At 68.6% G+C, this 22,280-nt stretch carries 21 protein-coding genes; 5 read left to right on the top strand and 16 right to left on the bottom strand.

Annotated elements, in window-relative coordinates; all coding sequences use genetic code 11:
- Positions 1 to 119 precede the first annotated feature (119 nt).
- The 9 genes from JOF46_RS03070 to JOF46_RS03030 all read right to left on the bottom strand — a co-directional run bounded on the left by JOF46_RS03070 (position 120) and on the right by JOF46_RS03030 (position 9,109).
- The gene (locus JOF46_RS03070; RefSeq protein ID WP_209905969.1) at positions 120 to 2,243 is read right to left on the bottom strand and encodes an acyltransferase family protein; all 2,124 of its coding nucleotides are present in this window, start codon (positions 2,241 to 2,243) and stop codon (positions 120 to 122) included.
- A gap of 66 nt (positions 2,244 to 2,309) precedes the next feature.
- Positions 2,310 to 2,936 carry a GNAT family N-acetyltransferase gene (locus JOF46_RS03065; RefSeq protein WP_209905968.1) on the bottom strand — a complete coding sequence of 209 codons (627 nt, stop codon included), beginning with the start codon at positions 2,934 to 2,936 and terminating at the stop codon, positions 2,310 to 2,312.
- A 22-nt stretch (positions 2,937 to 2,958) separates the two neighbouring features.
- On the bottom strand, positions 2,959 to 4,236 hold the full coding sequence (locus JOF46_RS03060) for a M18 family aminopeptidase (RefSeq protein WP_209905967.1): 1,278 nt from the start codon (positions 4,234 to 4,236) through the stop codon (positions 2,959 to 2,961).
- Positions 4,237 to 4,318: 82 nt separating this feature from the next.
- Positions 4,319 to 4,483, bottom strand: coding sequence for a hypothetical protein (locus tag JOF46_RS03055; protein WP_209905966.1), 165 nt, complete (start codon positions 4,481 to 4,483; stop codon positions 4,319 to 4,321).
- Positions 4,484 to 4,495: 12 nt separating this feature from the next.
- On the bottom strand, positions 4,496 to 5,212 hold the full coding sequence (locus tag JOF46_RS03050) for a response regulator (protein ID WP_209911478.1): 717 nt from the start codon (positions 5,210 to 5,212) through the stop codon (positions 4,496 to 4,498).
- 8 nt (positions 5,213 to 5,220) lie between these two features.
- Positions 5,221 to 6,558 carry a sensor histidine kinase gene (locus JOF46_RS03045; RefSeq protein ID WP_209905965.1) on the bottom strand — a complete coding sequence of 446 codons (1,338 nt, stop codon included), beginning with the start codon at positions 6,556 to 6,558 and terminating at the stop codon, positions 5,221 to 5,223.
- Positions 6,559 to 6,588: 30 nt separating this feature from the next.
- Positions 6,589 to 7,437, bottom strand: coding sequence for an ABC transporter permease (locus tag JOF46_RS03040; RefSeq protein ID WP_209905964.1), 849 nt, complete (start codon positions 7,435 to 7,437; stop codon positions 6,589 to 6,591).
- An 11-nt stretch (positions 7,438 to 7,448) separates the two neighbouring features.
- Positions 7,449 to 8,399 (bottom strand): ABC transporter ATP-binding protein, encoded by a 951-nt coding sequence (locus tag JOF46_RS03035; protein ID WP_209905963.1) that lies wholly within the window; start codon positions 8,397 to 8,399, stop codon positions 7,449 to 7,451.
- A gap of 110 nt (positions 8,400 to 8,509) precedes the next feature.
- On the bottom strand, positions 8,510 to 9,109 hold the full coding sequence (locus tag JOF46_RS03030) for a CGNR zinc finger domain-containing protein (RefSeq protein WP_209905962.1): 600 nt from the start codon (positions 9,107 to 9,109) through the stop codon (positions 8,510 to 8,512).
- 67 nt (positions 9,110 to 9,176) lie between these two features.
- Between JOF46_RS03030 and JOF46_RS03025 the strand changes: the two genes are divergently transcribed.
- Entirely contained in the window at positions 9,177 to 10,319 is a 1,143-nt protein-coding gene (locus JOF46_RS03025; RefSeq protein WP_245347980.1) for an LLM class flavin-dependent oxidoreductase, read from the top strand.
- Here JOF46_RS03025 and JOF46_RS03020 read toward each other — a convergent pair.
- Together JOF46_RS03020 and JOF46_RS03015 are read right to left on the bottom strand one after the other, a co-directional pair.
- Positions 10,316 to 10,984, bottom strand: a complete 669-nt coding sequence (locus JOF46_RS03020) for a response regulator (protein ID WP_209905961.1) — start codon at positions 10,982 to 10,984, stop codon at positions 10,316 to 10,318. The genes JOF46_RS03025 and JOF46_RS03020 overlap by 4 nt on opposite strands.
- The gene (locus tag JOF46_RS03015; RefSeq protein ID WP_209905960.1) at positions 10,972 to 12,207 is read right to left on the bottom strand and encodes a sensor histidine kinase; all 1,236 of its coding nucleotides are present in this window, start codon (positions 12,205 to 12,207) and stop codon (positions 10,972 to 10,974) included. Before JOF46_RS03015 ends, JOF46_RS03020 begins: the two co-directional genes overlap by 13 nt.
- Positions 12,208 to 12,340: 133 nt before the next feature.
- Between JOF46_RS03015 and JOF46_RS03010 the strand changes: the two genes are divergently transcribed.
- From JOF46_RS03010 to JOF46_RS03000, 3 genes are all read left to right on the top strand, one after another.
- Positions 12,341 to 13,414, top strand: coding sequence for a CPBP family intramembrane glutamic endopeptidase (locus JOF46_RS03010; protein ID WP_209905959.1), 1,074 nt, complete (start codon positions 12,341 to 12,343; stop codon positions 13,412 to 13,414).
- A gap of 70 nt (positions 13,415 to 13,484) precedes the next feature.
- On the top strand, positions 13,485 to 14,126 hold the full coding sequence (locus JOF46_RS03005) for a hypothetical protein (RefSeq protein ID WP_209905958.1): 642 nt from the start codon (positions 13,485 to 13,487) through the stop codon (positions 14,124 to 14,126).
- A gap of 59 nt (positions 14,127 to 14,185) precedes the next feature.
- Entirely contained in the window at positions 14,186 to 14,917 is a 732-nt protein-coding gene (locus JOF46_RS03000; RefSeq protein ID WP_209905957.1) for an SGNH/GDSL hydrolase family protein, read from the top strand.
- On the opposite strand, the gene JOF46_RS02995 is transcribed toward JOF46_RS03000, so the two are convergent.
- The 5 genes from JOF46_RS02995 to JOF46_RS02975 all read right to left on the bottom strand — a co-directional run bounded on the left by JOF46_RS02995 (position 14,914) and on the right by JOF46_RS02975 (position 20,410).
- Complete coding sequence (locus JOF46_RS02995; protein WP_071213666.1) at positions 14,914 to 15,549, bottom strand: response regulator; 636 nt, start codon at positions 15,547 to 15,549, stop codon at positions 14,914 to 14,916. The two genes, JOF46_RS03000 and JOF46_RS02995, sit on opposite strands and share 4 nt — an antisense overlap.
- The gene (locus JOF46_RS02990; protein WP_209911472.1) at positions 15,549 to 16,772 is read right to left on the bottom strand and encodes a sensor histidine kinase; all 1,224 of its coding nucleotides are present in this window, start codon (positions 16,770 to 16,772) and stop codon (positions 15,549 to 15,551) included. Before JOF46_RS02990 ends, JOF46_RS02995 begins: the two co-directional genes overlap by 1 nt.
- 260 nt (positions 16,773 to 17,032) lie before the next feature.
- Complete coding sequence (locus JOF46_RS02985) at positions 17,033 to 18,445, bottom strand: phytoene desaturase family protein (protein WP_209905956.1); 1,413 nt, start codon at positions 18,443 to 18,445, stop codon at positions 17,033 to 17,035.
- Positions 18,435 to 19,874: a glycosyltransferase family 87 protein gene (locus JOF46_RS02980; protein ID WP_209905955.1), complete on the bottom strand. Its 1,440-nt coding sequence runs from the start codon at positions 19,872 to 19,874 to the stop codon at positions 18,435 to 18,437. Before JOF46_RS02980 ends, JOF46_RS02985 begins: the two co-directional genes overlap by 11 nt.
- 89 nt (positions 19,875 to 19,963) lie before the next feature.
- Positions 19,964 to 20,410, bottom strand: coding sequence for an SRPBCC family protein (locus JOF46_RS02975; protein ID WP_209905954.1), 447 nt, complete (start codon positions 20,408 to 20,410; stop codon positions 19,964 to 19,966).
- Between the two features lie 138 nt (positions 20,411 to 20,548).
- Here JOF46_RS02975 and JOF46_RS02970 point away from each other — a divergent pair, with 138 nt between their 5' ends.
- Positions 20,549 to 22,276: an alkaline phosphatase D family protein gene (locus JOF46_RS02970; protein WP_209905953.1), complete on the top strand. Its 1,728-nt coding sequence runs from the start codon at positions 20,549 to 20,551 to the stop codon at positions 22,274 to 22,276.
- The last annotated feature ends 4 nt before the right edge of the window (positions 22,277 to 22,280 follow it).

Genomic DNA, 22,280 nt, shown 5'->3' with positions numbered 1-22,280 from the left:
TTGCTGTCGCCACAACCCGATTGCCGGGCGCGGCAGAAACAGCCTCAACCATTCTAGCGGAAAACCATCGATTCTCCCGACCGTGTCCGGTGCGGTGCATCACGCCCCTCGCGGGGCCCTCAGCCAAATCCATCCGCACGCATCAACGCGCCGAGCCGGGCGTCGAAGACCGGGGCGAGCGTGCGCATGTAGGTGTCCGAGACGTGGTGCTTGTCCCGATATACCAGCACGTTGCCGATCACCGCCGGGCAGAATCCATCCGTGCAGAACTGGTCGGAGAAATCCAGCACGTCGACGCGTTGCTCGAGTGCTGCAGCGGTTCGGGTGGTGTCGCCGGTCTCAAAGGCCCTGGCCGCAGGCGCCCCGCAGGACACCAGGTCCGCCGGGTGCTCCGCCACGCAATCCCGCGCATAGTTCCTGGTCCCGGGGCGCGGGGTGTCGATGATCGGGTAGACCTTGATGCCGGCGTCCTCGAGCTTGCCCCAGTATTTGGCGAAGCCCTCGGCTGCCCCCTTTTCGAAGGCGGAACCAGCCCAGTGGCTGGTCACCACCGCGTCCACATCCCCGCGTTCCAGGATGCGCTCCAGCGTGTCCTCGTTGGCCCGGTGGCAGGAGATGCTGCCGTCGGTCTCGGCGACGCGCTTGGTGGCGGAAAACGGGCAGGAGTTTTTCAGGTAGGTCAGCAGTGTCCACCCGTGCCGCTTGGCGGTGGCCTCCAGGGCCCGGTACCAGTGCGTGGCGTGCGAGTCGCCGACCAGGGCAATGGTCAGGGCACCGTCTTTCGCTCCCCTGGAGCATTCCCGGGTGCTCGGCGACTGCGGTTTCTGGACGCAATCGCCCAGGTCGGGCAGGTCGAGCTCGGCCTCGGCGGGCACCGGAACGATCTGCTTCACGCCCTGCAGGTAGGCGGGCGCGCCGGAGGCAATCGACGCGGCGCCGAAGCCCGGAGGCGGGGCTGCAAGCAACGTGGCGGCCGCACGCTCCTGTGCGGCGATCTGGCGGTCGGCCAGGGTCCCGGGTGCCAGGGCCAGCGCGGCGACCAGCGCGACCGCGACCGCTCCGGCACCCAGCGCCCGCCATTTCGAGGCGGCAAGCGGGGCCAGGGTGCGTGCCGGGGTTTCGATCCAGCGGTGGGAGGCCGCGGCGAGCAGCAGCGAGAGCACCAGCAGCCCGATGCTCTGGGCGGGTCCGGGCTCCCGTCCGGCCAGGTGGAGGAAGAAGGTGAGCGCCGGCCAGTGCCACAGGTACAGCGAATAGGAAATGTCACCGACCCATTGCACGGGCCGGGCCTCGAGAAGTTTCTGCGGGGCCAGGGCGCCGCGGGTTTCACCGGCCAGGATCACGGCAAGGGTTCCAGCCACCGGCAGGACCGCGGAAACTCCCGGGAACGCGGTGGCAGCCCCGTAGCCGAAGGCCGCGATCCCGATGGTCCCGAATCCGGCCCAGGCCAGCGCGGTGCGGGCCCGGCGGGCCTCGAACCAGCGGGCGCGCGGTGGCTGGGTTCCGGGCCCGGGCGGGGCGAGGACCAGCGCCAGCAACCCTCCCGCGGCAAGTTCCCAGACCCGGGCGCCGGTCACGAAGTAGGCCGCGGGGTTCCCCGCGGCAACCAGCACCATCGAGTAGGCCAGGGAAGCGAAGACGACGGTCCCGAGGACCAGCAGCAGCGCGGTGCGGGGCAACCCGGCGGCCGCTTCCCTCCTGCCCACCGGGCGGCGCAATCCTCCCTTCACCCACCGGTTTCCGAGCCACACGGCCAGCAGCACCAGCAGCGGCCAGAAGAGGTAGAACTGCTCCTCGACCCCCAGGGACCAGAAGTGCTGCAGCGCGGTGGGTGCCTCCTCGGCGGCCAGGTAGTCCACTGAGCTTGCTGCCAGCAGCCAGTTCTCCACCGAGAACGCCGAGGCCAGCGCCGCGGCGCCCACGTCCTTCCACGCCGTGGCCGGCAGCAGCACCAGCGTGGCGGCCAGCACCGCCAGGATCACCGCGAACGCGGCGGGCAGGATCCGCCGCACCCGTGCGGCCCAGAACCCGGGCAGGTCGATGCGCCCGGTGCGGCGCACCTCGCGCAGCAGGTGCCCGGTGATCAGGAAGCCGGAGATCGCGAAGAACACGTCGACCCCGATGAACCCGCCGGGCACCAGCCGCGGCTCGAGGTGGTAGGCGAGAACCAGCAGCACCGCCACGGCGCGCAGGGATTGGACCTCGGGCAGGAAACGGCGTGGCGTGCTTTGCTCGGCGATCATGTCCGCGAGCAAAGCACGGGCGGGTGAACACCGGGTGACGCGCGGGTGGCCGGCAGGCCACGGGGCTCAGGAACGGGCAGCGGGGCCCGGGCGGGGGTCCGTGGCCAGGATGGAGAACACGTGTGCATCGATGAACTGCCCGTCAAAGAGCAGCGCTGCCCGCGCCGTGCCCTCCAGGCTGAATCCGGCGCGCTCGTAGACGTGCCGGGCGCGCGGGTTGAAGTCGTAGACCTCCAGGGCAATGCGGTGCAGCGTCGTATTGCTGAAGGCATGCTCCAGCAGCAGCGCGGTCGCCTCCGAGCCCAGTGACCGGTTCCGGCCGGCGGGCCCGAGCAGGATCCGGAAGCCGCACGAGCGGTTTTCCGCATCCAGGTTGTTGAGCACCACCTCGCCCACGCAGTGCCCGCCGGCGGCGTCCACCACGGCCAGGTCGAGCCTGTCGTTGCGCGCGGCGAGCCCCTCGTACCATGTTCTGGTGGCGGCGTCGAGGCGCGGGTCGGCCGACTCGGCGTCCCGGGTCGAATGCACCGACCCGGTCAGCTTCAAGACCTCGGGGTCGGCAAGGATCGGGCCCATGGCCACGATGTCCGCCTCGGTGAAGGGGCGCAGGATGACCCGCTCCCCCACCAGGACGGGCTTGGTTCCAAGTCCCTCCCGGCGCTCATCCCCGTGGTTCTCCGCCTCCCCGCCCATCCTCCGCAGCTCCCGAAGCCGATCAGGCGGCGAAGAACGCGGCGGAGATCTTGGCCAGGCGCAGCGGGTCTTCCACGCCGCACAGCTCGCGGGCCGAGTGCATGGAAAGCAGCGGGATGCCCACGTCCACGGTGCGGATGCCCAGCCGGGTGGCGGTCAGCGGGCCGATGGTCGAACCGCAAGGCATCTGGTTGTTGGAGACGAACTCCTGGTACGGGACATCCGCCTGCGCGCAGAGCCGGGCAAAGAGCGCCGCGCCCACCGCGTCGGTGGCATAGCGCTGGTTGGCGTTGATCTTCAGCAGCGGGCCGGCTCCCAGCAGCGGGCGGTTGGCCGGGTCGTGGCGCCCGGGATAGTTGGGGTGCACCGAGTGCCCGGCGTCCGCGGAGAGGCAGAACGAATCCGCGTAGGCGCGGTTGCGGTCCTCGCCCGTGGCGCCCAGGGTGTGCCCGATGCGCTCGAGCACGTCCTGCAGCAGGGGGCCGCAGGCCCCGGAGCGGGAGGCCGAGCCGATCTCCTCGTGGTCGAAGGCGGCCAGCACCGCGATGTGCTCCCCGCCGCCGGTGGCCGCGTGGGCGATAAGCGCGAGAAGCGAGGCGTGCATCGAGGAGAGGTTGTCCAGCCGGCCGCAGGCGAAGAATTCGTTGGCTCCGCCGAAGACCTGCCCTTCCTGCGCGTCGGCCACCACCACGTCGTAGCCGCCGATGTCGGCCGCATCCACTCCGGCGGATGCGGCCAGCACGGCCAGCACGTCGGATTCGGCCGGGTCCCCGATCCCCCACACCGGGTTCATGTGCTGCTGCTTGTCCAGGGCCAGGCCCTCGTTCACCGCGCGGTCCAGGTGGATGGCCAGCTGCGGGAAGCGCAGCATCGGGGCGGTGCGCGCCAGCACTTCGGTGCCGTCACGCAGCACCAGGCGCCCGGCGAGCACCAGCTCGCGGTCCAGCCAGGAGTTCAGCAGCGGGCCGCCGTAGACCTCGACGCCTGCCTGCAGCCAGCCGTGCGCGCCGGTGGTGGGCTTTGGCTTGAGTTTGAAGGAGGGTGAATCGGTGTGCGAGCCCAGGATGTGGAAGCCGGTGGTGGCGCCGGCGGATGCGGGCCGGACCCAGGCGATGATCGCCCCGTCGCGGATGACGTAGTGCCCTCCGGGGACAGGCTCCCAGGCGTCGGCCTCGGAAAGGGCCGTGAACCCGGCCGCGTCCAGCCGGCGGGCGGCCTCCGCGGCGGCGTGGAAGGAGGAGGGCGAGGCCGCGACGAAGGCGGAGAGGTCGTTGATGTGCTCGATGGCTGCGCTGGACATTGAGTTCCCTTGACGTAGGTGGCGGGCGGGGGCTCCGGCGGTGTGGTGCCGAAAAAGGTGTGTGGGACCGGGGATCCGGGCCCTAGTAGCGGGTGCGGACCAGGGCCACCACGAGGGCGCCGACCCCCAGCACGATGCTAGCCCAACCGGGGATGGGCAGCGCGAAGAGCGTGATCAGGAAGGTGCCGAGCACCCCCAGCACCACGGCCAGCAGCAGCCAGGGGCTGCGCAGGAATTCGGGGTTCATGGGCATGCTTCCTTAGTAGTCCAGCCCCTGGCTGGGGACGACCAACCCGGTTTCGTACGCGTAGACCACTGCCTGCACGCGGTCGCGCAGGTGCAGCTTGGTCAGGATCCGGCGCACGTGGGTCTTCACGGTGGCCTCGGAGAGGAAGAAGCGGTGCGCGATTTCCGCGTTGGACAGCCCCTCGGCCATGGCCCCGAGCACCTCGAGCTCGCGCGGGGTCAAATCCCCCAGCAGCGGGTCGCGTTCGGGGGTAGGTGCCGCGGCCTTCCCGGCCCCGCCGTTGCGCACATAGGTCTCCAGCAGCCTGGCCGTCACCCGCGGGGCGACGACCGCATCCCCGGAGGCCACCAGACGCACCGCATTGACAAGTTCCTCGGGCGCGACGTCCTTGAGCAGGAAGGCGCTGGCCCCGGCCTGCAGCCCGGCGAAGGCGTACTCGTCCAGGTCGAAGGTGGTCAGGATGATGACCTTCGCCTCCGGGTGTTCGCGCACGATGCGTCCGGTGGCCTCGATGCCGTCCATGACCGGCATGCGCACGTCCATGAGCACCACGTCGGGCTTCAGCGCGGCGGCCAGGGCCACCCCCTCGGCCCCGTCGGAGGCTTCGCCGAGGACCGCCAGGTCCTCCTCGCCCTCGAGGATGAGGCGGAATCCCATGCGCAGCAGCGGCTGGTCGTCGACCAGCAGCACCCCGATGCGCGCGGTGGTTTGGTCGGTGGTTTCGGGCATGGTTTTGCTCACGATCCTTGGTGTTGGGTCTTGGGTTCGGTTTGGGTGCCGGTGCCCCCGGGCGTTTTTTCGGGGCAGCGGGTCGGGTGCGGCAGCTTGAGTTTGGCCAGCACGCTCCAGCCGCCGGCGGGGGCGGGCCCGGCGTACAGCGTGCCGTCGAAGAGCGCGGCGCGTTCCTTCATGCCGCGGATGCCCTGGGCGGATCCGACCAGTTCGCGGCGTGCCTCCTGGTGCGTGCCGTCGTCGTGGATGCGCACCGTGACGTCCTGCTGCACCCGTGCCACCGACACCTCGACCGCGGTGACGTTGCGTCCGTAGCGCAGCACGTTGGTCAGCGATTCCTGGATGATGCGGTGGACGGTCAGCTGGAAGGTGGCGTCGTCCGGCAGCGCCGGGCCCGAGGTGGAATAGCGCAGCGGCAGACCGGCCACCCTGAACCCGGCGAGCATTTCCTCCAGCGACCCTCCGGCGGGTTGCGGTTCCAGGGACGCCCCGTCCCCGGTGCGCAGCACCCCGATGACCCGTCGCATGTCCCCCAGCGCGCGCCGCCCGGTGCCGGAGAGTTCCGCCAGCACCTCCGCGGCACGGACGGGATCGCGCTTGAGCACCACCGCCGCCCCGTCGGACAGTGCGATCATCACCGAGAGCGAGTGCGCGACCACGTCGTGCATCTCGCGGGCGATGCGGGTGCGTTCGCGCACCTGGGCCAGGGTCTGGACACGCTTGGCCCAGTTGTCCAGCTCGGCCTCGTGCAGCCGGTGGTTGCGCACCGCCGCACCGATCGCCACGGCCGCGGCATTGGACCCCAGCAGGAAGGCCAGGGAAAGCGTGATGGTCAGGTTCCGCCCGCCGATTTCCGCCAGCGCGGCCTGGTCCTCTGCGGAATCCGTGAACATCGCCGGCAGGCCGATGATCACGAAGATCAGCCCCTGCAGCGCGGTGATCAGGGCAGTCAACGCGAACATGCGCCTAGCGGCATATTTGGTGGAGGCGGCATAGAGCGCGATCCACAACCCGGCGCTACCGCCGAAATACGAGGAATCCAGCAGCGTTGCGGCCGAGTCGAAGAGCACCACCATGATCAGCACGAACATCGGCCAGCGGCGCCGGAAGTACAGCCAGGCTCCGGTGATCGTCAACAGGCCGGTGGTGGCCCAATGCTCCGAGAGCACCGATTCGACCAGGCTCACGATGGTCAGCAGGAAGTACAGCAGCACCACCGAGGTGTCGACCAGCACCGGGCGGCGGCGCATGAGGGCGCGCAGCGGGCCGATGCGTTGTGCCGAGATCTCGGCAAAGCTCGCCTCCGGGTCCCCGGAGGCGAGCGGCGCCGTGTTTTCACTCATGTCCCTGAGCCTACCGAGCAACGGCGTGTTCTAGATGTCGCGGCGTTGCAGCAACAGGGCGGCGGCGACCAGCGGGACGATGATCCAGGCGCCAACCACGAGTCCGGAGGCCCAAGGCTCCAGTGCGCCCTCGGCACCCGGCATTTGCATCAGCGCGCTTCCGGCATGGTCCGGCAGGAAGCGGGCGGCGTCGGCCAGCCAGGACACGAAGCCCGACAGCCCGTCCACGACGATGGGAAGCACGAAGAACAGCGCAGCGAGCACCACGATGCCGCCGGCCGAGTTCTTCAGCAGCGTCCCCAGGGCCAGGCCGATCAACGACACCATCACCACATAGAGCACCCCGAACCAGAGGTTGCGCTGATACACCTCGGAGGCGAAGTCCAGCGGCAGGTCGTAGTTCTCGGCGATCGGCCTGGACACCAGGAACGCCGCCAGGAGCGAGGCGAGGGCAACGAGCGCCGAAACGACGGCGACCATCAGGGTCTTGGCCCAGAGCACCGGCTGCCGGGTGGGCGTGGCCACGAAGGTGGAGCGCGCCGAGCCCGTCGCGAATTCGGAGCTCATCACCATCACGGCCAGGGCGCCGATGATCAACTGGGCAACGATCATTCCGCTGCCCGGCAGCGAGGCGGCGAGCACGGTGATGTCCCCCATCTCGGCGGCCATCTCCGGCTGGGCAGCCATCGCCTGCAGGGAGGCGCCGACGCCCCAGACGCCGAGCGCGGCGATCCCCACCATGACCACGAAGGTGGACAGGATCAGGATCATGGTGGAGGGCAGCGAGAAGAACTTGATGAATTCGCTGCGCAGCACTCCGGGGAAGCTGAGCCTTCCGGCCCCGGCGGCCCCGGGTGCTGCAGCACGAGGCCGTTTCATGGTTTCGGTGCTCATCGCTGGGCCTGCTTTCCGGAAATCGCGGCATCCATGTCGGCGCCGGCGTGGGAGCGGTATTCGACCTCGTCCTGGGTCAGTGCCATGTAGGCCTCTTCGAGGGACTGCTTCACGGGTGTCAGCTCGTAGAGCAGGATCTGCCTGTCCAGGGCGCGGGCCGCAATCGCGCGGCCATCGAGGCCGGCGACCTGGATGGTTTGCGCATCCATCCGGGTCAATTGCACGTTTTCGGCGGCCAGCGCGTTCATCAGGTCTTCGGCCGAGTCGGTCTTGACCATGCAGGTGGGCACGTTGCTCCCGCCGATGACCGCGTCGATGGGGGCGTCGGCAATGATGCGCCCGCGCCCGATGACGATCAGGTGGTCGGCGGTCAGGGCCATTTCGCTCATCAGGTGCGAGGAGATGAACACCGTCTTGCCCTGGGATGCCTGGTGGCGGGCGAGGTTGCGGACCCACAGCACGCCCTCGGGGTCCAGGCCGTTGACCGGTTCGTCGAGGATCAGGGTTTGCGGGTCCCCCAGCAGTGCGACCGCGATGCCCAGGCGCTGGCCCATGCCCAAGGAGAAGCCGCCGACCTTCTTGGTCGCGACGGCACCCAGTCCGGTGAGTTCGATGACCTCGTCGACCCTGGTGTTGGGGATCGAGTGGGTAGCCGCCAGGGCCCGCAGGTGGGTGCGTGCGCTGCGCGAGCGGTGCACTGATTTGGCTTCCAGCAGGGCGCCGACCTCGCGCAACGGTGCAGCGTGTTCGGCGTACCTGCGGCCGTTGACCGTCACGTTGCCGAACGATGGCCGGTCAAGGCCGACGATCATGCGCATTGTCGTGGATTTTCCCGCGCCGTTCGGGCCGAGGAAGCCTGTGACCTTGCCCGGCTGGACGGTAAAGGTAACCCCGTCAACCGCACGCTTGGTGCCGTAGTTCTTGGTCAGTGCCTCTGCTGTGATCATGTCTCCAACGGTACGGAGTTTCCCACGGTGCGTCGCCGCCCAAGTGGATGATCTTTGCCATCGATCCAGTCAATCTTTCGGCGTACGGGGTTTCCCCACGGGGCCCGGAATCAGCCGGCCTGGGCCCGTTCCAACTTGCGGGCGTAGGCCCGGGCCGCCCGCACACGGTCGCCGCAGCGGGTGGAGCACCAGCATCGACGGGCGTGCGTTCGCAGGAAGAACCGGTCGCAGGGCTCGGATTCGCACTGCGCGACCATGCCGGCCTGGCCTCCGGTCAGCAATGCGGCCGCATCCTCCGCGATCTGGGCCATGGCGTGTTCGACCAGCTGGGTCACCGGGTGCCGCGGGACCCGGTGCAGTCCGCTGTCGTCGTCGAAGTGCAGCAGCAGTGCACTGGGGACCTTCACCAGCGCCCGATTCACGCCTTCCACGGCCTCCGGCTCGGGAGCGGTGCCGGCCACCCGGGCAGTGAAGATGGCGCGCAAATTGCCGCGCAGTGTCGTGAGCTGGCCCTGGCAATAGGCGAGCAGGGTGGTTTCGGCAGGAACCAGGCGGTGGCCAACGAGCCATGCGGTGGCCTCGGCCGGGCTTCCCAGCTCGTCCGCCTCATGCCCGCCGGGGAGGGTCACAGCGCTATTGACCAGGGCGAGGCTCGGGTGGTCGTCGGCGCCGGGAGCGGTGGGAAACGGAATCCTTGACATAGATCTCATGGTATCAGCTGTATTTTTCCATGATAAGACGCTAGCCTGAGAGTCACGTTTAATTTACGATTCTTCCATGAGAAACGAGATGCCATCCATGACCCAGGCACGTCCTTCGGGCAATGCACCCTTCGCTCTTTCGGTGCTCGACAACGCCCTCACCGGAGTGGGGCAGACGGCACAGCAAACGTTCGCGGAGATCATCTCGCTGGCTCAATTAGCGGAGAAACGGGGCTTTGAACGCTTCTGGATGTCCGAGCACCACGCCATGCCCGGTGCCATTACGTCTTCGCCCCAGCTGATGGTGGCGCGCCTGACCGGCGAGACCAGGCGCATCCGCCTCGGTGCCGGCGGCGTGATGCTGCCCAACCACGCGCCGCTGGTGATCGCCGAACAGTTCGGCATGCTCGAGTCGCTCGCCCCGGGGCGCATCGACCTTGGGCTCGGCCGCGCTCCGGGAACCGATGGGCAGACGGCAGCAGCGCTGCGGCGGCGCCACAACGCGAACGACGACTTTCCCCAGCAGGTGCTGGAACTGCTCGGGTTCATCAACGACGACTTCCCGCAGGGCCACCCGTACCACGACGTCCACGCCGTGCCCGGTCCCTGGCTCGCGGAGCAGAACCGGGTCCCCCGGCCCGAGACGAATCCCGAGGTCTGGATCCTGGGCTCCTCCCCGTACTCGGCGCAGCTGGCGGGCCAGCTGGGCCGCCCCTACGCCTTCGCCCTGCAGTTCGGCAGCGCCGACGTCGCCACTGCCATGCGGCTGTACCGCGAGAACTTCCGGCCCTCGGAGCTGCTGGACCAGCCCTACAGCCTGGTCAGCGTGGGCGCGATCGCCGACAACGACCCGGCCGAGGCACACCGCCAGTCGACGTCCACGGCGATGGCGATGATGCGCATGTTCCAGCGCAAGCCCTTTGCCATGCTGCCCCCGGACGAGGTCGCCGCCTACCCGGCCGACACGCACGAGCGCGCAATCCTCGACGAATGGACCGACCGCACGCTGCACGGCAACGCCGCCCGGGTCGCCGACGGCCTGGAATCGATCCACCGGCAGACAGGTGTCAACGAGGTGATGCTCGTGGTCGGCGGCCATTCACGCCGCGCCCAGTCCCGGACCGTGGAGCTGATAGCCGACCACTACGGACTCCCCTCGATTCAGGAAGGCCTGCCCGGGAGCACGCCTGCGGCCGGCCCGCAGCCCGCAGGCCGTTAGCGGACTTCTGATTCGAAGACGCACAGCGCCACCTGGACGCGGTTGTCCATGCCCAGCTTCTCCAGCACCCGGCCAATGTGGGTTTTCACGGTCGCCAGCGAGATGAACAGCTTCTGCGCGATCTCCTGGTTGGAGTGGCCGCGGGCCATCGCCACCGCGATCTCCCGTTCCCGCCCGGTGAGCACGCCCAGTTTCTCCAGGGCCAGGTTGCGCCGCGAGCTCTCCGGGCGCGAACCGGCCACCGAGATCAGCTGCTTGGTGACCGATTCGGAGAGCATGGTCCGCCCGGCGGCCACCTGGTTGATGGCGTTCATGAGGTCGGCCGGCGGGGTGTCCTTGAGCAGGAATCCGCTGGCACCCATCTTCAGCGCGGTCAGGACCATCTCATCGGTGTTGAACGTGGTCAGGACCAGGATCTTTTGGCCGGGACTGGCCCGCAGGATCGCCTCGCTGGCGCTCAGCCCGTCCATGACGGGCATCCGGATGTCCATCAGGACCAGGTCCGGCGCCAGCGAGGCCACCAGGGACACCGCCGCCCGGCCGTCGGCGCATTCTCCAACGACCTCGATGCGCGGATCTGACTCCAGGATCATGCGCAGCCCGGCACGGACCAGGTTCTCGTCATCGACCAGCACGATCCGGATCACTTCGACTACGTTCCCCACGGCAACCACACCTTCAAAACGAATTCACCCTGGTTTTCCGGCTCGATCAACAATTCCCCGCCGGCCAGCCGGACCCGCTCGGCCAGGCCGGTCAACCCCATGCCCGATCCGGGCAGGTTCCCCGTCCCGGAAGCGTCCCGCTGCCCGACGGCCAGCCTGTTGGATGTCCGCAGGTACAGCCTCTCTCCGCCGCCGATCTGAAGCCTGATCTCTTCCCGGGGCGCGTGGCGGCGGGCGTTGGTCAGCACCTCCTGGATGATCCGGTACAGGTGGCGTCCGGTGCTCTGCGGCAGGGTTCCCAGCCGTTGGCGGGTTTCGGGCTCCAGCTCGAGGTTGACTGCGGTGCCGGCTGCCCGGCTGTCGGCCAGGATCTGTTCCAGCTGGTCCAGCGTGGGTTGCGGCCTGGCCGATTCGTCCTCGCGCAGCGTGTTGGGGTCGCGCAACATGCCCAGCACCTCGCGCAGCTCGCCCAGGGCCAGGTGCGAGTTCTCGCGGATGACGCCTGCGGTTTGCCGGGTTTCCTCCGGCGTGAGGTCGCTGCGGTATTCCAGGGCCCCGGAATGCAGGGCAACCAGCGAGAGCCGGTGCGCCAGGACGTCATGCATCTCCCGGGCAATGCGGGTGCGCTCGTCGGCCTTGGCCGCGTGGATCTGCGCCTCCCGCTCCCGCTGGGCACTGTGCAGCTGCTCGCGCTGCGAAGCCGCCAGTTGCCGCCGTCCCCCGATGTACATGCCGCTGAGCACCATGACGGTGATCAGCACCAGGGCTGCGAGGACGGTTTCCCACCAGGCCAGGGCCTCGCCCACCGGAATCAGCAACGTTGCGGCCAGGCGTTCGCCGACCAGCATCGAACCGACAAACAATGCGCAGATCCCCGCAATTTCCCACGGCTTGCGCCGGGTGGCCAGGGACACCACCCCCATCATGGTGATGCCGGCGGCGAATGCGGAGGGGATGGAAAGGAGCACGAGGGCCGCCACCACGGGCACGGGGAATCGGTGGCGGAACGGGTACAGCACGAATGCCGCCAGCCCGCAGAGGATGTCCAACCCGATCACGAGCCCCACCGCGTCCACGTCCGCGGGGTTGTCGGGGGAATACCCCTCGTAGACCATCCCGAAACCCAGGAACCCCAACAGCAGCCCCAGAGCCAGCCGCCACGAATGCGCGAGGATTGCGCGCAGCATCGATGCCTTGGCTGGAGCTGCATTCACTGTGGTCATTGGCTTAACGTTACCGGCGGCGCGAACGCACGGGAATCGGCCGAAAGGACCACATTCCCCTACCCCGGCGGAAGCGAAAAGATCGTCCGAATTGTCGAGGCAAACAAGGCGCCAACTGATACAGAATGGTGGCATGAACACCATTCCACCGCCGTACCCGCCGCCGGCGCACGGCCCGCAGCCCGGAGCCCACCCCGCCTACTGGGGTCCGGTGGTCCCGGCCCCGGCACCCATCCCGGCCGAACCGCTGGAGTACCACCGGCTGGCCCGCACCTATGGCGCCTATCGCTGGTGGAAGCCGCTCATGGTGGGGCTCATCGCCCTGGGCCTGTACGTGGGCCTCATGCTGCTGGCGGGGATCGTTTTCGTTTTCGTCGCGCTCGGCAATCCGGAGCTGGAGGCCTCCATGGATGCGGTCGTCATGGACACGACCAACATCGACATGTCCGACCCGGCCGTCTTCATGCTCTCCATGGCCACCCTGATCGTGATGCTGCCGGTGATCCTGTTGGCCACCCGGATGATGAACGTGCAGAAGGTCGGCTCGCTGACCTCGGTCACCGGGCGCATGCGCTGGGGCTGGCTGGGCCAATGCATGGTCGTGGCCCTGGCGGTCCTGGCACTGAGCTTCGGGCTCTCCTTCGCACTGGATGCCGTGGCGGGGCACGGCTTCGCACCGGACTTCAACGCACCGGACATGTGGATGATGCTGGCCCTGACCTTGCTCCTGGTTCCGTTCCAGGCCACGGCCGAGGAGTACGTGTTCCGCGGCTACCTGATGCAGCTGATCGGCGGCTGGCTGCGCCACCCCGCCTTCGCGATCCTGCTGCCCATCCCGTTGTTCATGGCCGGGCACATGTACGACATCTACGGGCAGCTGGATGTTGGCTTCTTTGCCCTGGCCGCGGGCTGGCTGGCCTGGCGCACCGGCGGGCTGGAGGCGGCCATCGCGCTGCACGTGGTGAACAACTCCGTGATCTTCGGCTTGGGTGCCATCGGGCTGGTCGATGTCAGCGCCACCGAAAGCGACCTGCCAAGCCTGATCGCCTCGATCATCACCACCTCGGTGTTCGTCCTGGTCATCGTGAAGCTGGCGAACAGGCGCAACATCCAGCGCCGGTCCGTTCCGCCGGCGCCAACACCCGCACCCGCTTCCCCCGGACCCTGGGCGCAGCCCGGGCCGTGGGACGCACCGCCGGCGCACTGAGGCACCTTGCGGAGTTCGACCGCCGCCACGGTATAGGTTGGGGCCAAAGAGCAACATCAGGGGGAAATCGGTGAAGGCAACTGTTCGCGGCGCGGCAAGGCGTGCCCTGGTCGTCCCATCGCTGGCGGCAGCGGTCTTGCTGCTTGCCGGGTGTGTCCCGTTGGACGACCCCGGGCCCTTGCAAGATCCCCCGGTCGCCGCACCGGCCCAGTCGGCCTCCGCCATTCCCGGCGCCTGGGAGTACTGCCAGGATCCTGTCGCCACGGCAGGTGAGCTACTGATCGGGGGCTGGAAGGTCTTCGCTGCCATGGAGGTGGTAACGGACGCCAATGGGCACTCCGGCCACCTTGTCCTGGACGGCGACTACCTCCCGGTCATCACCTTCGATGGCGATGGACCCCCGGATCTGACGCGCTTCACCCAGAAGATCAGCGAGGACACCGGTTTTCCCGCGGACGGGTTCCTGGAAGGGGTCGATAGGGTGGAAATGGCCGTCGAAGAGGCCCCCGAAAACGGCAGGATTGTGAGTTTCAGTGCCGTCGAGGAGGCGAGCTTGCCGTTCACCTTGTCGTGCGGGAACAACGAAGCCCGCGGTACGCTCCGCACCTGGAACAACACCGAGTTCGGCATCATCGACTGCACCCTGGCCCCCGAGGAGCCGGATGGTTCCCCGGCGGCCTTGGCCCGGGAAGAATTCTGCCCGAAAGCCTGAAACGGCTCATCGTGGGCGGAAATACCCGGAAATCCGTTGGCCAAGCAAAGGAAAAGATCATGGCCCGGCGAAAGAACCGGCAAGGCACGGCAGTCCTTGTCCTGCTGTCCCTGTGCGCGACGTTGGTCATCACCGGCTGCCAGGCGGTCGGTCCCGCCGCACCGTCCCCTGCAAGCCCCTCGGCCTTGCCGTCACCCGTGCGCAACGTGGTGGTCATTGGAGATTCGCTGAGCACCGGCTTTGGCACCGGCCCGCAGCACGCGTGGCCGAACCTCATCGCCACCTCGCCCCGGGACGGCGCTGTGCCGCTGGAGATCCACAATGCCGCACAAAACGGAAGCGGCTACCTGAACCTCGGCCTCACCGGCACCACCTTCGCATGGCAGGTGGAGCAGGCGGTGACGCCGAAGGCCGACCTCGTGATGTTCTTCGGCTCGGTCAACGACCTGCGCCACGATCCGGCGGACCTGGCTCCGGTCATCGCCGAAATCTACGCCTCCGCCCGGCAGCAGGCCCCGCATGCCACCTTCCTGGTGGTCGGGCCGCCGGCCTACAGCGCCCGCCCCGAGACCAGGCGCCTGGCCCTGCGGGACGTTCTCGAGCGGGCTGCGCATGCAGTCGGGGCCCGTTTCGTCGATCCCATCGCCGAGGGCTGGCTCGTCGAGGACCTCGACCGGTTCGTGGGACCGGACGGACTGCATCCCTCGGTGGCGGGAAACCACCACCTGCGGGACAAGATGGAGCCGCTCATGCTGGAGGCGCTGCGCGCGAAGTCGGCCGCGGAAAGCTAGCGGATCAGGCGGCTGCCCCGGGCCCTGTCGATGGCAGCGGTGCGGTTGTCGACCCCGAGCTTGTCGTAGATGTGGATCAGGTGCGTCTTGACCGTGGATTGGGAGATGAACAGTTCGCCGGCGATCTCCTTGTTGCTTTGCCCGCGGGCCAGCAGCTGCAGCAGCTCGAGTTCGCGCGGGCTCAGGTCGGTGGAGTTGGCACGTGCTTCGGGGGTGATGCGCGCGGCAATGTCCGCCGAGAGGACCTGTTCCCCGGCCGCCGCTGCTTCGACCGCCGCCAGCACGTCGGGCAGCGGGGCATCCTTGAGCAGGTAACCCGCAGCCCCGGCATCCAGCGCCGCCCGGATGTCCGCGTCCGAGTCGTAGGTGGTCAGGATCAACACCGGCGGCCCCCCTTGGGCGCGGATCTTCGCGGTGGCCGTGACCCCGTCCATGCCGTCCATCTGCAGGTCCATGAGCACCACATCCACGTGCTGGCCAAGGGTCTTCAGTCGTTCGAGCTGTGCCAGGGCGGCAGCTCCGTCACCGGCCTCGGCCAGCACCGACAACCCGCCCTGCTCGGTGAGGACCGCGCGCAGGCCCGCGCGCACCACGGGGTGGTCATCGACGAGCATGATCTTCAGGTTGGGCATCACAAGCTGCTTTCTGCGGTGGTCAGCGGGATGCGGACGGCCAATACCGTCCCCTCCCCGGGTGCGGATTCGATCTCCAGGGATCCGCCGAGCAGGCCCAGGCGCTCTCGCAGGCCGGCCAGGCCGTACCCGGTGCCGTCGGCGCGCGGCTTGGCCGGGATCTCTCCGGTGTCCATGCCGTCCCCGTCGTCGAAGATGTCCAGGGTGACGGCGTCGGGCAGGTAGCCCAGGCTCAAGACCGCGCGGGAGGCGTGGGCGTGGGCGGCGACGTTGGCCAAACCGGACTGGGCCGCACGCCAGAGCGCGGCGGCAACCTCCGCCGGCAACGGGGTCGCGGTTCCGTCCTGCCGGAAGACCACGTCGAATCCGCGGCCGGCGGCCATAGCGGTGCGTTCGGTGGAGGCGCAGAGCCTGCGCAACCGCCCGGCCAGGGAGCGTGCTCCGTCTCCGGCCGAGGACAGGTCGGCGACGAAATCGCGCGCCTCGGCCAGGTTCTCGGAGGCCGTGGCCCCGATGGTCTCGAGCCGTTCGGCCGCTGCCTGCGTGTCCCCCGCGGCCAGGGCCGCGGAGGCGGAGCGGGAGACCAAGACGATGCTGGAGAGCCCCTGGGCCAGGGTGTCGTGGATTTCGCGGGCCAGCCGGGTGCGCTCGGCCAGGGTCCCGGCACGGTGCTGTTCCTCGGCGAGCGCCGCCCGGGTGGCGCGCAGTTCGTCCAGGGCCAGTCGCTGGTTAACGCCCTCGGTGTACAGCGCCCGGTAGGCCATGCCCATGATGACCGCGAAGATCGCCCCGACCACCGGGCCCAGGACCTGGGGCAGCGCGAGCGATCCGGAGTGGTACCAGCCGGCGGCAACGACCGCGGCCGTCAGCATCGCGACGGCAAAGAGCGAGTGCCGGTGTCCCAGGATGTGCAGGTGCAGGAAGAAGAGCGGGAACGCCAACCAGGAATAGTCGGCGTGCAGGTAGAGCAGCACCAGCCACAGCACCACGACCCCGGCCAGCCACCACTTGGCCCAGCGCACGGTGCTCGGTGCACGTCCGGCGGAATGCCGCTTCTCCTGGATGGTTCCGGCCAGGTAGAGGCCGGCAAGCAGAGCGGTCAAGGCGATCGCCGTGATCCGCCGGGCCATGCTCGGTTCGGAGAGCAGCACTCGGATGAGTCCGACGCCCAGCAGCGCGGCGAAACCAACGTGCAGCCCCACGCGCAGGACGCGCAGCACCATCTCGCCGGCCGAGCCCGCTTGGGTCTCAAGGGAACGCGGTTCGGCACCTGGTCTCGGTTGCGCGGCGGGAATGGTCACATCACCCAGCGTAGCGCCGCCCACCCGCGGGCCGGCTCCACCGAATGGTTGAGTCCAAGGGCCAGCATTCTCCCTGGAACGGCCGGGGCTTCACCGGTTCAAGGCCGAATCCAGCAAGGTCCATGGATGCATGAGGGAGTCCAGGTTTTTCCTTGGGCATTTTCTTCGCGGAATCTCGCTGCCTAGCGCTGGATCCCGAACTCGTGGCGCAGCGCGCTCTTGGCCGCCAGGTGGCCAGACATTCCGTGCACGGAGGGCCCCGGCGGGGTCGAGCTGGAGGCCAGGTAGATTCCCTTGGCCGGGGTCCGCCACGGATCGGTGGACAGCGTGGGGCGGATCAGCATGCCGCGCATGTCCGTCGCCCCGCCCGAGAGGTCCCCGCCGACCAGATTGGGGTTCTGTGCGGCCAATCCCGGGGCGGTGACCGCCTGGGAATATTCGATGGTGTCGGTGAAGCCCGGGGCCACTGCCTCGAGCTGGCGGTTCATCACGGTTGTTAGGTCCGCCGGGTTTCCGTTGGGCACGTGGCAATAGGCCCAGAGCACGTGCTTGCCCTCCGGGGCCCGGCTTGCATCGAAGCGGCTGGGTTGGGACACGATCGCGTAGGGCACGGACGAGACATCGGTGCGCACCCGGCGTTCCTCCCGCCCGATCTGCGCTGCGGTGCCGCCCAGGTGGATGGTTCCGGCATCGGCAAGCTCCGGGTTGCGCCACGGCACCGGCGCATTGAGCACGTAGTGGATGAGGCAGGATCCCGGGGGCCGGCGCGTCCCGGTGAGGACCTTGGTGTACTTCTGCGGCAGGACGCTGCCGGCGATGGAGGCCATGGCCTCGGGCGAGGTGTCGAACAAGACGGTCTTTTCGGGGAGCTGGGCCAGGTCGGTGACCTCGGTGTCCAGCTCGATGCTGCCGCCTGCCGAGACGAGCATGCCCGCCAGCGCGTCGGAGATCGCCTGCGAACCGCCGATCGGGATCGGCCAGCCTCCCGAGTGCGCCGCGGCCCCGAGGAAGAGCCCGGCCCCGGTGGCTGCCGGGCCGCGCCCGCCGCCGGCGGTGTGGGCGCCGCAACCGGCGATCATCGCCGCGGCCATCGGACCGGTGCCCAGCCCTGGCACCATCAATTGGGCGGCACGCAACCCGAAGATCGCCAACGCCGCCGGGTGCCTGGGGATGCGCAGCAGCGGGTGCATCAGCATGTCGGAGGTCTGGCCCATGCGGCGCACGACCGGTCCGAACACCTTCCCGTAGCCGGGCCCCTCGCTGGCCAGACCCGCTACGGTCCGTTCCAGGTCCCGCCAGGCAATGCCGGCCCGACCGTCGGCCAGGGGGTGCGCGAAGGAGATCTCGGGAACCACGAAGTCGACATGCTCGCGCAGTCCGATCTGCCTGAAGAACGGGGATACCAGGGCCATCGGGTGCACCGCCGAGCCCAGGTCGTGGATGGCGCCGGGGTAGCCGAGCTCCTGGGTGCGCGCGGCCCCGCCGACGGTGGCGTTGCGCTCGATGAGCCGCACCGAGAGCCCGGCGCGGGCCAGCGTCACTGCGGCGGCCAACCCGTTGGGTCCTGCCCCGATCACTGCGGCGTCATGCGCCATGTCTTGCTCCCAACACGAACTTGTCTTCCGCCCCGGCGAACGCGCCGGCCTGCGGGTCTTCCTGTCCCACCCGGCGCACCGGGTCCAGGTCCGGGTCGAACATCGACTGGCTCACCCGGTACATCAAATACCCGGTGGCGATCATGTGCCCCAGCACCGCGTACACGTAGAAGGCGGTGGGGAACGTGTTGGAGGCCTTGATGTCGGCGGTGGTGGCGTAGAGGTACATCCAAATGGCCCAGAAGTGCAGCACCTCGAAGAGCTGCCAGATCAGGAAGTCCTTCCACTTGGGCCAGGCAAGTGCCGCCAGCGGGATCAGCCACACCACGAATTGCGGCGAGTAGACCTTGTTGAACAGGATGAAGGAGGCGACGATGAGGAACACCAGCTGGCCCAACCGCGGGGCCACGGGCGCGCGCAGCCCCAGGTAGGCGATCCCCGCGCAGCTGGCCACAAAGAGCCCCAGGGCCAGGGCGTTGATGGCTGAAGCGCCCAGGGGCGGCATCCCCGGCACCACGCCGGCGGTGACGTTCCAGATGTGCCAGAAGGAGGACAGTCCGGCCCCGCGGTCCTCGGTGAAGGAAAAGAAGTGCCTCCACGCGTCGAAGTTCATCACCGCCAGCGGCAGGTTCACCACCAGCCACGACATGCCGGCCCCGGCCAGGGAAACCCACAGCGGCTTGTAGCGCCCGGTGCGGATGGCCAGCACGATCACGGCCCCGAAGAAAAGCAGCGGGAAGACCTTCATCGCCGTGCCCAGTCCGATGAGCACCCCGGCCAGGAAGATGGCCTGCCGCGACCAGGCCAGCATGGCCAGGGCCAGGAAGGCCACGGCCCACATGTCCCAGTTGATGGTGGAGGCCAGGATGAGACCCGGGGCCACTGCCACCATTGCCGCATCCCAGGGCCGGCGCCCGGCGGTGCGTGCGGTGGCTATGACCACCAGCAGCCACAGCCCGGCCACCAGGAAGAAGTTCAGGTCGAAGAAGGCCAGGGCCCGGTCGAATTCACCTTTCGGGATGAGCGCAGCGGTCAGCGAGGCGACGACCGACATCAGCACCGGGTACTCGAACTGGGCGCCGGAGGCGAAGGGCGCAAAGGCGTTCTCCGCAAATCCGCGGGCGTGGAAGAGCGCGGTCCAGTCCGAATAGCAGGCCCAGGCATACGAGTTGGTCCCGCCCCAGCCGTTGAGCCGGCAAGCGTTCTTCGAGACCACCGCGAGCAGCGCCGCGATGACGGTGAGGATGACCAGCACGCGTTCGACGGTGAAGAAACCGGGGTTGATTCGCCCCGGGCTGCTGTGCCGGCCCAGCGGGCCGCCGATGACCTCGGTGAACTTGCGCAGGAACGCGTCGCTGCGGCTCGGAACCGTGATGCGCATCGGGGCAAGCCGCGGCTTCGGCGGACCTTGGTTCGGTGGCTGGCTCATGAAATCAGCCTAGTAGGTCAAGCGGCCAAAGCCCTGGCTCCGGACCCGCGGCGCGACGGCGACAGGGAGGATGCACCCACCTCTCTCCCCTACCGCTCGCCTTCGGGGAACTGCGCGGCAAGCCGCTCGAGCGTCCTTTCCATGTTCGGGCCGGTGGTCCGGGTGAAGCCCAGGAGCCGCAGCAACCATTTGTGCCGCAACCGGCTGGCATCCCAGGTTTCGCGCACCGTCGTCCCGGACCCGTCGGGTTCCAGTTCGTAGCGCCAGCGGTGCCCGCTGAAGTGCCTCCATGCAATCAGCCGGTCTTGCTCGAATTCGACCACGGTATTGCTGATCCGATAGGGCACGCCCAGGCGCATCTGCATGCCGAACTCGCTCCCGAGGGCGAGCCTTTGTGCCTGGCCGCTTGGGGCCCGCACCGTTCCGGATCCATCGATGACCGGGTGCATCGCCGGATTCGCCAGCAGCTCGAAGACCTCGTGCGGGGCTGCGGCGATGAATCGTTCGCGGGTCTGCAGGTATGCGGAGGGGCTCATCAGCCCATGCTATGCGTTGTCCGCCCCGGTCCCGGTGACCGGACGGCTTTTGCGCGCGGGCATCGGTGCGCCTGTTGGTCTATCCCCAACGATTCAGGTGTGCCATTCTGGGGTTACCGGCACCATCAGGAGAGAATGATGAGCATTGGAAGCACGCCGGCCGGCTCCGGCCCCCGGCCCGATCGGGGCCTGGTGCTCGGCCCGATGCTCCGCCACGTGGATGATGCCTCCGCCAGCATTTGGGTGGAAACCGCCGCGGCCTGCACCGTCGAGGTCCGTTGCGGCGCGGACGCCTGGCAGGCTGAGACCTTTGCGGCGCACGGCCACCACTATGCCCTCATCGAGGTCTCGGGGCTGGAGGCGGGCAGCGTACGTCCCTACACGGTGCACCTGGACGGGCACCTTGCCTGGCCCGTCCAGGACGGGTTTCCCGACTCCATGATCTCCACCCTGGACCCGGCCAAGGAACCCCGCCTGGCCTTCGGGTCCTGCCGGACCAGTGTTTCGCACGACGAATCCGGCAATCGCACGCACGGGATCGACGCGATGCGCGCCTATGCCCTGGCCATGGCCGCACCCGGGCACGGCCGCTGGCCCGACTTGGCTTTGTTCCTCGGCGACCAGGTCTATGCGGATTCCACCAGCGGGCAGATGCAGGAATTCATCCGCAGGCGGCGCAACATCAAGGAAGCGCCCGGGGCGGAGCTGAAGGACTTCGAGGAATACGCCCATCTGTACCGGTTGGCCTGGTCGGACCCGGCCAACCGCTGGCTTCTGTCGACACTGCCCAGCGCCATGATCTTCGACGACCACGACATCCGCGACGACTGGAACTCCTCGTTGGGCTGGAAACAAAAGATGCAGCAGACCGGCTGGTGGCACGAGCGCATTGTTTCCGGGCTCGGCTCGTACTGGATCTACCAGCATCTCGGTAACCTCTCGCCCGACCAGCGTGCGGCCGATCCGCTGTGGCAGCGCATCGTGACCCACACTGGTCCCGGCGAGCTGGACCTGACCGCGGACCTGGACGAGTTTGCCGAGCGCGTCGATGCCGTGCCGGAAAGCTACAGCTGGAGCTACTGCCGCGACTGGGATGCGGTGCGCCTGATCGTGGTGGACTCCCGGGCGGCCCGCAAGCTCGAACCCGAGCGGCGCGCCCTGCTCGACCCGGCGGAACTTGCCTGGCTCGACGAGCGCATGCGCGGCGGATTCCGCCACCTTCTCATCGGCACCTCGCTGCCCTTCCTGCTGCCCATGGGCCTGCACCACGTGGAGTCCTGGGACGAGGCCATCGCCAGCGGGAGCCGCAGGCGACTTGGGGCGTGGCTGGGCGAGCGGCTGCGCCGGCGTTTCGACCTTGAGCATTGGGCCGCGTTCCAGCGCAGCTTCCAGGAGGTGGCCCGCATCGCCACCGAGGTCGCCGACGGCAAGCGCGGATCCGCCCCGCAGACCGTCACGTTCCTCTCCGGGGACGTGCACTTCTCCTACGTCTCCGAGGTCGAACGCGAGGGCGGCAGCAGGATCCTGCAGGCGGTCTGTTCGCCGATCCGCAACCCGCTTCCCCGGTTCCTGCGCTACTTTGCCGCGGCCCTGGCCTTTGGGCCTGCGGTCCCGTTCGGGGCCTGGATAGCGCGCAGGGCGCACGTGCCAAACCCGCCGTTTGGCTGGAGCCTCATCAAGGGCCCCTGGTTCGACAACAATCTGGCCATCCTGGAGGACACCGGCGACGGGCTGGCACTGAGCTGGCTCACCGGGGTGGCTCGGGACGGGGACCCGGCGAACCCCGGGCTGGACACCGTCGCCGTCGCATCCCTCGGGACCCGCCGGGACGATATGCATCGGGAGGACCCGTCCGGACCGAGGTGACCAC

Origin of the sequence: Paeniglutamicibacter psychrophenolicus, from assembly GCF_017876575.1 — a bacterium.
GTDB classification, from domain to species: domain Bacteria; phylum Actinomycetota; class Actinomycetes; order Actinomycetales; family Micrococcaceae; genus Paeniglutamicibacter; species Paeniglutamicibacter psychrophenolicus.
Note: the sequence above shows the minus strand (reverse complement) of the source record. Positions and strands in the feature narration are given on the sequence as shown.

Coding starts and splice junctions, on each gene's coding strand:
- JOF46_RS03070 (WP_209905969.1), bottom strand. CDS start 2,243: ATGATCGCCGAGCAAAGCACGCCACGCCGTTTCCTGCCCGAGGTCCAA.
- JOF46_RS03065 (WP_209905968.1), bottom strand. CDS start 2,936: ATGGGCGGGGAGGCGGAGAACCACGGGGATGAGCGCCGGGAGGGACTT.
- JOF46_RS03060 (WP_209905967.1), bottom strand. CDS start 4,236: ATGTCCAGCGCAGCCATCGAGCACATCAACGACCTCTCCGCCTTCGTC.
- JOF46_RS03055 (WP_209905966.1), bottom strand. CDS start 4,483: ATGAACCCCGAATTCCTGCGCAGCCCCTGGCTGCTGCTGGCCGTGGTG.
- JOF46_RS03050 (WP_209911478.1), bottom strand. CDS start 5,212: ATGCCCGAAACCACCGACCAAACCACCGCGCGCATCGGGGTGCTGCTG.
- JOF46_RS03045 (WP_209905965.1), bottom strand. CDS start 6,558: ATGAGTGAAAACACGGCGCCGCTCGCCTCCGGGGACCCGGAGGCGAGC.
- JOF46_RS03040 (WP_209905964.1), bottom strand. CDS start 7,437: ATGAAACGGCCTCGTGCTGCAGCACCCGGGGCCGCCGGGGCCGGAAGG.
- JOF46_RS03035 (WP_209905963.1), bottom strand. CDS start 8,399: ATGATCACAGCAGAGGCACTGACCAAGAACTACGGCACCAAGCGTGCG.
- JOF46_RS03030 (WP_209905962.1), bottom strand. CDS start 9,109: ATGAGATCTATGTCAAGGATTCCGTTTCCCACCGCTCCCGGCGCCGAC.
- JOF46_RS03025 (WP_245347980.1), top strand. CDS start 9,177: ATGAGAAACGAGATGCCATCCATGACCCAGGCACGTCCTTCGGGCAAT.
- JOF46_RS03015 (WP_209905960.1), bottom strand. CDS start 12,207: ATGACCACAGTGAATGCAGCTCCAGCCAAGGCATCGATGCTGCGCGCA.
- JOF46_RS03010 (WP_209905959.1), top strand. CDS start 12,341: ATGAACACCATTCCACCGCCGTACCCGCCGCCGGCGCACGGCCCGCAG.
- JOF46_RS03000 (WP_209905957.1), top strand. CDS start 14,186: ATGGCCCGGCGAAAGAACCGGCAAGGCACGGCAGTCCTTGTCCTGCTG.
- JOF46_RS02995 (WP_071213666.1), bottom strand. CDS start 15,549: ATGCCCAACCTGAAGATCATGCTCGTCGATGACCACCCCGTGGTGCGC.
- JOF46_RS02990 (WP_209911472.1), bottom strand. CDS start 16,772: ATGGTGCTGCGCGTCCTGCGCGTGGGGCTGCACGTTGGTTTCGCCGCG.
- JOF46_RS02985 (WP_209905956.1), bottom strand. CDS start 18,445: ATGGCGCATGACGCCGCAGTGATCGGGGCAGGACCCAACGGGTTGGCC.
- JOF46_RS02980 (WP_209905955.1), bottom strand. CDS start 19,874: ATGAGCCAGCCACCGAACCAAGGTCCGCCGAAGCCGCGGCTTGCCCCG.
- JOF46_RS02975 (WP_209905954.1), bottom strand. CDS start 20,410: ATGAGCCCCTCCGCATACCTGCAGACCCGCGAACGATTCATCGCCGCA.
- JOF46_RS02970 (WP_209905953.1), top strand. CDS start 20,549: ATGAGCATTGGAAGCACGCCGGCCGGCTCCGGCCCCCGGCCCGATCGG.